The following is an 11,982-nucleotide window of genomic DNA, read 5'->3' as shown; positions in this document are numbered from 1 at the left end:
TATATTATAAAATAAATAAAAAAAGGGCATCCCGAAACGGAATGCCCTTGGATAGAACTTTGAAGTATATTAATTTGCCTTGGCTGAGGATGTTTGTAACAACTTGTACAATTCATCCAGTTTGGGCGATAAGATGATGTCTGTTCTTCTGTTCTGGGCCCTTCCCTCAGCGGTGCTGTTTGTTTGAACGGGTTCAAACTGGCTATGACCGGAAGCAACAACTCTTTCAGGGGTCACTTTATAATCGACCGTAAGAATTCTTACAATAGAGGCCGCCCGTGCGAGGCTCAGGTCCCAGTTATCCTGGTATTTACCGCGGATGGGAATGGAGTCTGTGTGGCCTTCGATATCAACGGTTATATCAGGATTAATGTTCAATACGTCGGCCAGTTTATGCAGCGCTTCTTTTCCTTTGGGATTTACTACCGCACTGCCAGAAGGGAACAGTAAATTTTCCTGCAGGCTCACATACACTTTACCATTTTTAGTGGCTACAGTCAGTTCGCTCGACTTGAAACCATTCAGGGCAGCAGCCATCTTTTTTCTGATCTCTTCAATTGCCATTTTCTGTTGGTCCATCAATGCCTGTAACTGTTCCAGTTTTTTCTTTTGACTGAGCAACTCCTGTCCGTTCTTGGAGATCAATGATGATTTGCTGGAGGACTCATTTATCAATTTGACTTTTTCATTGTTAAGATCAGAAATGTCTTTTGATAATTTGTCAATTTCCTGGTCCAGGTCAGTTATGCTCTGGTTTTTTGAATCGATCGTTTTTTGCTGATCAGCTATCTGTTGTTGCAACTGGGCAACGTTGGCTTTTAGATCGCTCACATTTTTGGCAAGCGCAGCACTGTCGTTTCTGGCAGATTGCAAGGCTGATTGGGAGGCTTTAAACTTTTTTGTAGGAACACAACTACTTAAAAGAACGAGGGTACCGATGGAGATCTTCGCTACAGTCAATATTCTGTTCATAATTAGGTATACGATTTTATTTTCAGGTGTACAGGGATCACCTGTAGCAATTAAAACTATGCCAGATGTTCAAAAACGTGCTATGGTTGCATTAAAAAATAGTGAGAATGTAATTTTTCTGCTTTAAGCAAGCAGTGCTTTGGCTTTTTCGGTGATCAAAGCGGCAATTTGTCCCTTAAAGAACGATACCGCAAAAGGCAGGTCTGATTCCAGGTGAACCTCATTATCCCGCACCTGTATAGTGCCGGCAATGTTAAAACCTTTGGCTGAAAAGCTAAAACTGCCATTAGGACCATTCCAGTTTTCCTGTACGTTGGTAACGGTGCCTTTTTGTTCTTCCTGTAAACGACCCAATAATTGCTTAACCCGGTTCAATGCTTCTTCCTGAGTTTGTGCATGAGGAATGTTCAAAGATAAATTCGACATATTATCTTAATTGAATATTTATTGCAAATGTATAGCATATGCAATTACCAAACCAATAACGTTACACTACGGTAACCATCTTTGTGCTTTTAAAAATGCCAGCAGGCTCGGATCATCCGCTGCTAATGGCGGCAACCAAAGGCTGATCCTTTCACGCGTCCACCAATTGCCTTGTACATTGCCCCGTTTGGCAAAACGGTAACGGTACAATACTGCCCGGATGTAGCGGGGCGGTTTACCGGGAAAAGGATTGTGCGCAAACAAACTGGTTGCCGGTTTATCGTTGTGCAACAGTTTATATACAAGGTGTATGGTCCATGGATACTCGTCGGGTGTAGACATGGCGGCGAACCACATTTGCCAGTCGAGCCGTAGCTGATAGGGCGCAATTTGCGGCGGTCGACGGTTAAGTAACACAGGTAGTCCTTTATAGAGATAAGGCTGCCAGTGGGCTTTATCGGTTGAGTCGTTGTCGGCGGTGCCTTCAAATACGATGTTCTCGCGTTCCCGTCCTACAGACCCGAAGGCGCCATAGGTATTCACCAGTTCAAAGGGGTCAAAAGAGGTATTCATGATCTGTTGGGAAGAGAAAAGATTGGCTGCCGGTTGAATACTGAGCAGGCCAACGATCACTGTCACCACATAGGCGGTCGTTTGCATGGGTTTTGAATAACCGGCGATCTGCCGGGCTGCAGCTGCTTTGTTTACAAACCACTTGGGGAGCAGTTTTGCCCAAAAACCGTCATCGAAACATGCTAGTGCCGGAACGATGGAAAGCCAGTTCAGAAAGGAAAGATTGCCACTTGAAATAAGGGTAAGCTGAAATAAGATGATCACAATACCTGCTGTCTGTCTTGCCAGCCGGGGCCAGAAAACAAACAATGGGGCTATCAGTTCTGCCAGCCAGTTAAACCATACCCCGGTCTTCAAAGCCGTGTGCGGCAGAAAATGGAACCAGCGGCTCAGTGGTCCGGGAATGGGTTGTGTTTCGAAATGGTAATACAATGCCGTACCGTTGCGCCATACCACATCACCCCGCAATTTGATCAGTCCGGCCCCCAGCATAAGCCGGCAAACCAGCCAGCGGAACAAAATTATAATGGGTAGGGGAGGCGCCACCCGTGGAAAGGGACGCATATCGAGCAAAGGACAAAGAAAGATGGCCAGAAAACCGGTTTCACAAAGTTGGATCTCCCAGCCATAGCCATACCAGTCCTGTCCTATATGCACCAGCGATAGATACAGTACCCACAGCAGCCCCATAGTTATGGCATTGGCATAGCCTGCCACCACCAGCAATGATACAATAAAGCCGGTCCAGCACACGGTCAAAAGCGCTGTGTCGGAATGCCACCACCAAAAAAGGGAAGGCAATTTAAGAAAGCTGGCGCCGGTTGAACCCAGCCATTGGTTGATGCTTTTTATGTATAAATCTACCGGAAGCAACCCATGAGAGCCAATGAGGGGAAGCACCTGGTTGATGGCCACCAGAAAGGCGACGGCATAAATGACGCCCAGCAAACGAAGGATCATAAAACGGGTGAGCCAGTAAGTAGGGGCAGCCCTTTCCTCACCGGATGGTTGCTCCCACGTATGGTCTGTTTCGTTGATCATATACCAATGTTTGGGCTATAGGACTTATATAGCAAACGGGGTGCCTGTAATCGGTTAACGGTACTGTTATTTACATTGATCACACCATGACAAACAGGGCAAAAAGCAACAGGTAAAAGAGAGGCATAACGGTCATTGATGGGAGTGAGGAAACTGTAATACTTATTGATTAATAATTGGTTAAGCTGCATGTATTGTCTTTTGAAAGTTATAATTAACTGAAAGGCAGTTAATTAATAGTGCTCCAACCCGTTTTTGTTCGGGATTTCTTTTGGTCTTCCCTGGAGAAACAGGGCCTTTTCTTTGGCAAATCCCGAACAAGACCCAAAGAATACCCAGGGCATACCCGGTGCAGACCCTAACAAATAGGGCTGAAAGTCCCTGCCGGATTCACTCCAGATATACTGAAACAAGCCTTTTTTCGCCTGGTAATGCCACCAGAATGCCACCAGAATTGCATAAGAATTGCATAGTCTATGCAATTCCTATGCAATTCTTATGCAATTCTGACCGGGTAAATGGCCTGTTTTAGTATATCTGGCGGGAATCTGACAAGGCTTTCACTACAACTGGCGCAAGCATCCCCTACAACTGAAGATTCGGAGTGCCTTAATTTAATCTCAGGCGATTCCTTTGCAAGGGTGCACTTCTACCGGTAGCACTGGCGCGTTACCGTGCCCTATAATCTGTTTGGTTGCGTTGATGACTGTTTGTATTGGAAAGCTAAAATAAGGGCTGGAATGGCTTCTTGTAGCGTTACAGGCGGGTGAAACAGGATCGATGTGGAATCTTTAAAACGCGGCTTTTACCGGTGCCGGCCAAACCGTGTGCCTGGTATTAATATTGTTTTCGTTGGGGCGTGGCCATAAAAGAAAAAAGGTCCTCTGTAGAAACAGCCGACCTCTAACGATTGCTTGCCATATGAAAAAAAACGTAAAATCTGTGTAGTAGGGAGCGCTTCTCTTTCCTCGTCCTTTTCCTCGTTCACATTCCCGCTCCGTTGATGATGTAAAAGTAATACACCCCGGTGGCAGCTTAAAATCAACTAAGCGTCCGTTTTATGATGCCAAACGCCTGGGCTGGGTCATAAAACCCTTGTTCCGTCTGTATTCGGTCCCATTTTTTATATTATCTCCTGAGCAAAAAAGAAGGGTTATTTTTCTGCATACGCCGCTTCCAATTTGGCGATATCCAGTTTCTTCATAGGCATAAATGTCTTCACCAGGCGATCTATTTGTGCCTGCGACCCTTTGCTCATCATTTCCTGCATCTCAGCCGATGAGATCTGCCACGACAGGCCATATTTATCTTTACACCAGCCGCATTGCTCTGATTGTGGAACGGCAGAGAGTTTGTCCCAATAAGCATCGAGCTCAGTCTGGTCGGTACAGTTTACCAAAAAGGAAATGGCTTCATTGAAATTGAATTTATGATCATGGGCGCTGTCCATAGCTGCAAACCAGCTATTTTCCAGCATAAAATCACCAAATAGCACAGTGCCTTCCTTGTCTGGTTCCATTCCCTTTGGCCGAAGGCGCAGGTTGCCCGGTTTACTATTTTTAAAGACCGACAAATAAAAGTTGATCGCCTCTTCCGCCTTGCCGCAATTGTCATTTACAAACACAAGGGTAGGTATTATCGCTGGCCTTTGCTCGCCTTCGGGATTGGTAAGCATCAGTTGCCAGGAGACACCGTATTTATCCTTCACCCAGCCAAACCGTTTGCTGAAAGGATATTCATTAAGGGGCATGAGCGCGGTGCCGCCATCCATCAATTGATCCCACATCGCATCCAATTTTTCCCGGGCTGCTTTTTCCCGGTCGGGGGCCTTACCAAAAAACAGGGGATCAACATTTACGATGAATGAGACCGATGGATTAAAAGTGAAATAAGGCCCGGCACTGATGGCCATAAACTCATGGTCCCATAATGTAAACCCAACTATGTCGCAATCACCAGATGGGGTATTTTTAAGCACACTGGTATGGGTGATCTTTGATCCAGGGAACACGGATGTATAAAACTGAGCGGCTTCTTTGGCTTCGGTATTGAACCATAAATGAGGAATGATCTTTTGCATGGCATTCGTTATTATTGGTTAATGAGGATACAAATATCGCGAACTATACCTTGACACAAGAGGGGCGGATGCGACATTCGTAGGGTTAAAAACGTCATTGTATTATTTTTAGGATCTGGCCATTGGTCAGCCGCAGATAATCGTAGAATTCACTATTTTCACTGCTTATAATTATCCCGAATGTACCCAATGACCCGATATGTGATCGTAGCCTTATTGATCTTTGTCCCCGGCGCCTGTATATATGCCCAGCAGAGAACGGCTGATGCCGCCATTGAAGAGATCCGTGCCGCATTTAAGGAAATAAACAGCAAAAACCTTACTAAGGAACATTATACTTATACAGGCGACGGTTGTGCTGAGGATGGGGTAGTAGACTACTTCCTCGACAAACAACAGATCGTGAAAATAAAGGAATCTGGCAGCATGGGTGATGGCAGCTGGGCAACCGAATATTATTACCGCAATGGCGATCTGATCTTTATTTATGAAACCCAGATCGGTGGCCCGGCTATTGGAAAAGTTGAAAAAAGCGAATACCGCGTATATGTAAAAGATGGCAGGGTGATCCGGTTTATGCAAAACCAGCAAATTATCCCTGCTGATAATAAAGCGGCTGAAATGACATCAACTGCTATTAAAATATTGAAAGCGCGGACTACAAAAAACTTTGCAGCGGCCTTGTGTGGGGATTAGGTAGGAAGTAAGAAGTAAGAAGTAGGAAGTAAGAAGTAGGAAATTTATGCTCTTCTTACCTCATACTTCTTACTTCTTACCTCGTACTTCTTACCGGTTCTCTTAAAATGGTTTTTAGTTTGGCTGGTTCGGTTTTTCTGAAGTCAGATAAATAGATCTCGTGATGTAACCCGTTTTTCAAAAAGTTATTGGCTGTTATAAACGCCCCTATTTTCAGCAACGTTTGGGGTTCCGTTGAAAAAGGGCCTACATGAAGCATTTGAACACATTTCCCTTCTGTCATTTCAAAATACTCCACTTCTTTTGCAAGCTGAATATTCTTTTTGGTGACTACAGTTTCTTTGGCTTTTGTGCATTCGTTTTCGCTTACAAAATCAGGCAGCCTGATCAGGAGTTTGTATTGCCACTCGCTTCTTGGAATGTCAACCGCGGTCTCGATGGTTTTGCCGGGGTATTTTATTTCATCATACCACCACAGTCCTTCCAGTTTTGACACTACGAAATCCATCTCCTTTGCTTTGAACGCAAACTTTATTGCATAGGCCGTAGAATAAAGCGCTTCAATGTTATTGGCAAACGGTTTGTCTGATGGGTCACCCATGCCTGTTATGGCGAGGAATTGCGCCGGTCCTACTTCTGTTATTTCTGGTGTGGCTTTTGCTGCATAGTAGCCTTTGTATTTTTTTGTCAGGTCTAGTTTTTCCATGATGAAGCTTTATTACCACAAAATTATACAGCAGGACTGACAACCCTATGTCAGCAGGGTTGATATGCTATTTTTATATAATCCATTTCGTTTTGTAGGATATGTCGAATTAATCAATAATATTAGCAGGTGAGTGGTGAGTGGTGAGTGGATTTCGGCGGCGCAAGATAGTTGTTAATCTCAATTGTCGTGCACTATTTCATGTTTGACGTTTCACGCTTCAGTATTGATGATGCTTTTAGCTTAAGTTGACTTTCAAAATATACGCACTAATCCAAATTACACAATGAATACTGTTAATCCGAAAATAATTACGAAAGAAGAGATAGCGGAAAGATTTGATATGAGCCCGTACGATGTTTTTAGCTGTCTCGATCATGAGCGGATCATCTTTTATGATGGGGATGCAACTATTGCCGGCGACCTAAGTACCGACTGGACGCGGGCGACGTTGGAAGCCCTGGGTGAAGATCCGGATACAGACCCTGTATTGGTCATGGTGAATGGTAACCTGACGGTTGAGGGCGATATAGTGATCGGTGAATACCATCCGCTGATTCTCGTGATGGGTAATGTTTATTGTGATGTATTACAAAGCGCCGATGAAATGATCCATATTACCGGTGATGCGCATATTAAATATGCATTTTATGGCTATTATAATGATGGTTCAATAACCATCGATGGAAAAACGTATGTTCCTTATGTGTTGAACTCGGACCATCACTCCAGCATTACGCCGGTAGGGGCCATTCTGATCAATACGTACGGCGATAGAGATGATTTCTTTGAGTATGACTATACCGAGGAGGTGTTGAAGGAGGTGTTAGTGCCTGCTTGCTACAATGCCAAAGGCAATTTTGATGCATGGAATTTTATTGATATTCTTAAAACGGACCAGTCACCTTTTAAGGAAGGCGCAAAACCAACCCGCATTGTCTTTGAAGAAGAGCTGGAAAGGATCACTTCCGGGAATGTGGACGAGATTTTTGAACTGAATTGGTCAGAGAAGAAGGTAAAGGAATTTCCAGCCTCCATTACCAGACTGAAAAACCTTAAAAAGCTCGACCTGTCAAAAAATAAACTCAGTGAAATACCAGCCATCATTGGTGAGTTGAAGAACCTGGAAGAGTTGATCCTCAAAAACAATGATATAAGAACAATTTCTGAGGCGATCGGTAATTGTAAAAACCTGCGGGTGTTGGACCTGAACGCTAATCATCACCTGGAAGCTTTTCCTGACGCTATAGGCGATCTTGAAAGCTTACAGGTGCTGAAGATCGATTACATAGCAGCGCCATTGCCTGAAAGTATGTCGCGCCTCGATAAGCTGGAGGAGATAAGTATGTACCAATGTTATAAAAACAGGGACATTCCAGCCTCATTCCCCGAAGTATTGACCCGGTTGAAAAACCTGAAGCGCTGGGATTTTCGCGACAACACGATCAGGGTATTGCCTGAAAGTATTCTTAATATTCAAATGCTGGAGGAATTTCGCTGGACGGATGGTCTTACACAGAATCATCTGCATAATGTACCGTTCCCCGACTTCACGCGCTTTACCAATCTCAAAAAATTAGTGATCAGTAAAAAGTTCAATGCCTGGAAAGAGGTGGTCTTTAATATTCCTACTTTAGAACACCTGGCCATAGACCGCAATAAAGAGGAAAAGGAATACTTTGATCAGGATACGATTGATATCTGGACAAGCATGCTTGCTGATAGTGATGAGGCCACTCGGGAACACATTCAGTGGATGCTGAACAATAAACAAGTTGAACCCAAAGGACGTTTTTCAACCCTGATCTCGGCCGGGATGAAATGGGAAGAGCTGCAGGATATTCATAAGCTGCAAAACCTGAAATATCTTGATCTCTCGTTCAATGATCTTACCAAACTGCCCGATACTTTTTACCAGTTGCAGCGGCTGGAATACGTCGATCTGCGATACAATAAATTTCCCGAGGAGATCCAGACACAGATCAATCAGGCATTTCCTAATACCCAAATACGCTGGAAAAGCTGATTAACGTACCTTGCAATAGCTATGTCCCAAAGAAAGATCATTCATATAGATATGGATGCCTTCTATGCTTCAGTTGAACAACGTGATAACCCGGAGTTAAAGGGGAAACCTATTGCTGTAGGTGGTTTGCCTGAAAATCGTGGTGTAGTGGCTACTGCCAGTTACGAAGCGCGTACCTTCGGCGTGCGGTCTGCCATGCCATCCAAACGGGCTATTCAGATCTGTCCGGAACTGATATTCATTGCACCACGGTTTGATGTGTATAAATCCGTTTCCGACCATGTAAGGGAAATATTTTATCGCTATACCGATCTTATCGAGCCTTTATCGCTTGATGAAGCGTATCTCGATGTAACAGAAGATAAACAACAGATCGGCTCCGCCATAGGTATTGCGAGGCAGATAAAAACAGCCATTCGGGAGGAGTTGCAATTGACGGCATCTGCCGGGGTATCCATCAATAAGTTCGTAGCCAAGATCGCTTCCGATATGAACAAACCCGATGGGCTTACTTTTATTCCGCCCGACAAGGTGGAATCGTTTATGGAAAGTTTGCCGGTGAACAAGTTTTATGGAGTAGGAAAGGTGACGGCAGAAAAAATGAATACGCTGAACCTGTTCACAGGCGCCGATCTTAAAAAACTTTCTGAAGTGGAATTGATCCGGTTGTTTGGCAAACAGGGGAGTTTCTATTTTAAAATTGTACGCGGTGTCGATGACCGGCCGGTTGAGCCTAACCGGGAAACAAAATCGATCAGTGCGGAAGATACTTTCTTAAACGACCTCAGCAATCCGGCTGAGATGAAAGAACACTTAGACCGGTTGGCTGCCATTGTTGCCGACCGCCTACAGGAATATGAGTTCAAAGGAAGAACCATTACACTCAAAATAAGGTACAGCGATTTTAAAACACTTACTCGCAGTCAAACCCTTCCTGCTGCTATATCTGATCACGAAACCATTGCCGACACTGCGCTGCAGCTGTTGTTAAAGACCGATATTCAGGATGCAAAGATCAGACTGCTGGGTATTGGAGTGTCCAATATCGTTGATGAAAGCGAGCCTCCGGCAAACAGGCAGTTGAGGTTGTTTTAATTATGTTACCGGTTCCAGGTTTCAGGTTGAAGGTTGCAGGTTTCGTATGAAAAAAGAAAATACCCTTTACCTGGGCATGTTGTGGGTTGATCCGCAAATGCAGGCATCGGGTATTGGTAAAGTGTATTTCAGCAGTGACGGCTATTTCATTAATGGAACTACAGCGGAAATTACATGGCCTCGGCCAGCATGCTTTCCTGCATTCTTTTAAATACTTCCATCACTGTTTCAGCTGCCAGTACGGAGGAGGCCGGGTTCTGTCCGGTGATCAACCTGCCATCACGGGTTACAAATGGGCTCCAGTCTTCCCCTTTCATATAGTTGGCGCCTTTACTGCGCAACTTATCTTCCAGCAGGAAGGGGACAATCTTATCTAACTGCACCGCAGTTTCTTCACCATTGGTAAAAGCGGTGATCCGTTTTCCCTTTATCAGCAATTCCCCATTGGTATCCTTGACATTTATCAACGCTACCGGAGAGTGACACATCAGGGTCATTACCTTACCGGCGCGGTTAAAACTTTCAAGCAATTTGATAGAATCTTCATTGTCTGGCAGGTCCCACATAGGTCCATGTCCACCAGGATAAAACACCGTGTCAAAATCTTTTTCATTGACCTCACTTATCTTTTTGGTATTGCTGAGGCGCTTTTGTGTTTCCGGATCATTGAAATAACGAATGGTGGCTTCTGTTCTGTTTTCCGGTTCATTACTTTTAGGATCGATTGGCGTTTGACCGCCTTTGGGTGAAGCAATGGTGATCTCTTTGCCGTTGTCGAGGAAATAATAATACGGCGCTGCAAATTCTTCGATCCAGATGCCTGTTTTTCTGTCAGTGTTACCCATTCTGTCGTGGCTCGTAACCACAAATAGTACTTTGTTAAGTTCCATTTTCTATTTTTTAAATGGTGAAAGATCTATTTGTTATTCCGTGGGTCGTTTGCGGGGTCTATATAAGTAATGCCCAACGGGCCCATTCCATATACCTGTGTAATATATTCTCCCGATTTGGCCCAATGAAAATGCGGTGTGTTACCCGGGAGTACGATCACACTTCCCGGAGGATAGGCAACCAGTTTTGTAGAATCGAATGTTTTTCCCAATCCAATATAGAATACTCCGGAGATAACAGTATAGATCCTGTCTTCTGGATGCAGATGAGGCGGGAGTTTCATGTCTGCCCCAACCTTTACTCTTACCACATAGGGTGCAGGCAATGTTGGATTGCCTACAATCACTGCCAATTGCGCCGCTTGTCCAAATGCAGGAAAGGGCATCCATTTAATATTCTCCGGATGAATTGCGCCAAATGACTTATTAGGTAAGCTCTGTGCCGAAACAGGGAGTGTACCTATTATAATAAAAAGATAGTTAATGATTAAAATGCCTTTTAATTTGCCAGGTTTCATAACAGATAATAAGACTGTTAGTTAGGAAATAGGAAGGCATCGGATCCATACATCTCAAAAGGGAGCGGAAGTAATTAAATAAAGTAGGAACTGGAGATAAAGTTAATACGGAATCGGTAGGGAGAACAAATTTAGGGAATTCCAATAAGGTGCTTTACGAAAGGTATTAAATTGTTATTATTTTTTTTGGTCATGGATAATTAAAGTTTACGCCATGCGTTTTCCTCTTCTTTAACAACTATTGCCCAAACTTATCACTATGACCTATCAGGAACATTTCGATAAAAGCTGCGAACTAAGAGACAGCCATTGGAAAGCGATCGGCGAAGTAGACCCCTATGTGATCTCGCATATTATCAATCCTGCTTTTATGGGTGGCCCGGCATGGCCTTCGCTTCGTCAGGCGTTTGTGACCATCAATACGCCTGAGCGTACCATTCTGGCAAGCGATGGATTGAGCGATCCTTATGACGATATGGAAACCAATACAGCCAATGCTCCCTATAATGGCTTTGGACTGGAAGTATACATTGCAACAGAAAAACTCACCGTTCCGGTTAACACCACGTGGCAATTTCAACTGGTATACCAGGCTGCACAGGTGCTCGCGGATCAGGGGAATGCTATCAATCTCATCAATGACCTCAAATACATCACTACTGAATTCTATGATGTTGATGTGCCTGAATTCAGAAATGCCGATGGAAGGGTAGGTGCCTTTATTGGATTGCCCGATCCTGCCATTCCTGGCGACGTACAATTATCGTTGGAACCGGTTAAAATGGTGAATGTAAAATTGTTAACGCTTCCCGAGCTGGAATACGTGATCAATAATGGCGCTGAGGGCCGGGCTAAACTGGCTGAATTGTTCATTGCGCAGGGGAATGCCACCTGGTCTACGTTGCAACGTGCATCGGTAATATAATTGAGCTCAAATGTTCTATATAAGGCGTCACCTG

11 protein-coding genes are annotated in these 11,982 nt (G+C 44.2%); 4 read left to right on the top strand and 7 right to left on the bottom strand.

Translation table 11 applies throughout. From position 1 onward, the window contains the following. Positions 1-69 precede the first annotated feature (69 nt). From J7I42_RS19355 to J7I42_RS19340, 4 genes are all read right to left on the bottom strand, one after another. Positions 70-972 (bottom strand): OmpA family protein, encoded by a 903-nt coding sequence (locus J7I42_RS19355; RefSeq protein ID WP_209140497.1) that lies wholly within the window; start codon positions 970-972, stop codon positions 70-72. 123 nt (positions 973-1,095) lie between these two features. Then, entirely contained in the window at positions 1,096-1,398 is a 303-nt protein-coding gene (locus J7I42_RS19350; RefSeq protein WP_209140496.1) for a polyhydroxyalkanoic acid system family protein, read from the bottom strand. A 66-nt stretch (positions 1,399-1,464) separates the two neighbouring features. After that, positions 1,465-3,012, bottom strand: a complete 1,548-nt coding sequence (locus J7I42_RS19345; protein WP_209140495.1) for a lipase maturation factor family protein — start codon at positions 3,010-3,012, stop codon at positions 1,465-1,467. Positions 3,013-4,165: 1,153 nt separating this feature from the next. Continuing rightward, on the bottom strand, positions 4,166-5,092 hold the full coding sequence (locus J7I42_RS19340) for a VOC family protein (RefSeq protein WP_209140494.1): 927 nt from the start codon (positions 5,090-5,092) through the stop codon (positions 4,166-4,168). 180 nt (positions 5,093-5,272) lie between these two features. Here J7I42_RS19340 and J7I42_RS19335 point away from each other — a divergent pair, with 180 nt between their 5' ends. After that, entirely contained in the window at positions 5,273-5,788 is a 516-nt protein-coding gene (locus tag J7I42_RS19335) for a hypothetical protein (RefSeq protein ID WP_209140493.1), read from the top strand. A gap of 76 nt (positions 5,789-5,864) precedes the next feature. On the opposite strand, the gene J7I42_RS19330 is transcribed toward J7I42_RS19335, so the two are convergent. Next, entirely contained in the window at positions 5,865-6,494 is a 630-nt protein-coding gene (locus tag J7I42_RS19330) for a GyrI-like domain-containing protein (protein WP_209140492.1), read from the bottom strand. Between the two features lie 286 nt (positions 6,495-6,780). Between J7I42_RS19330 and J7I42_RS19325 the strand changes: the two genes are divergently transcribed. Both J7I42_RS19325 and dinB read left to right on the top strand, forming a co-directional pair. Continuing rightward, the gene (locus tag J7I42_RS19325) at positions 6,781-8,520 is read left to right on the top strand and encodes a leucine-rich repeat domain-containing protein (RefSeq protein ID WP_209140491.1); all 1,740 of its coding nucleotides are present in this window, start codon (positions 6,781-6,783) and stop codon (positions 8,518-8,520) included. A 21-nt stretch (positions 8,521-8,541) separates the two neighbouring features. After that, positions 8,542-9,615 (top strand): DNA polymerase IV, encoded by a 1,074-nt coding sequence (dinB, locus tag J7I42_RS19320; protein WP_209140490.1) that lies wholly within the window; start codon positions 8,542-8,544, stop codon positions 9,613-9,615. Between the two features lie 170 nt (positions 9,616-9,785). Here the strand turns inward: dinB and J7I42_RS19315 are convergent, their stop codons facing one another. Continuing rightward, positions 9,786-10,505: a type 1 glutamine amidotransferase domain-containing protein gene (locus J7I42_RS19315; protein WP_209140489.1), complete on the bottom strand. Its 720-nt coding sequence runs from the start codon at positions 10,503-10,505 to the stop codon at positions 9,786-9,788. A 26-nt stretch (positions 10,506-10,531) separates the two neighbouring features. Continuing rightward, positions 10,532-11,023: a cupin domain-containing protein gene (locus tag J7I42_RS19310; RefSeq protein ID WP_209140488.1), complete on the bottom strand. Its 492-nt coding sequence runs from the start codon at positions 11,021-11,023 to the stop codon at positions 10,532-10,534. 259 nt (positions 11,024-11,282) lie between these two features. Here J7I42_RS19310 and J7I42_RS19305 point away from each other — a divergent pair, with 259 nt between their 5' ends. Continuing rightward, positions 11,283-11,948, top strand: coding sequence for a hypothetical protein (locus J7I42_RS19305; protein ID WP_209140487.1), 666 nt, complete (start codon positions 11,283-11,285; stop codon positions 11,946-11,948). Positions 11,949-11,982 lie beyond the last annotated feature (34 nt).

Origin of the sequence: Niastella soli (assembly GCF_017742245.1) — a bacterium.
GTDB classification, from domain to species: domain Bacteria; phylum Bacteroidota; class Bacteroidia; order Chitinophagales; family Chitinophagaceae; genus Niastella; species Niastella soli.
Note: the sequence above shows the minus strand (reverse complement) of the source record. Positions and strands in the feature narration are given on the sequence as shown.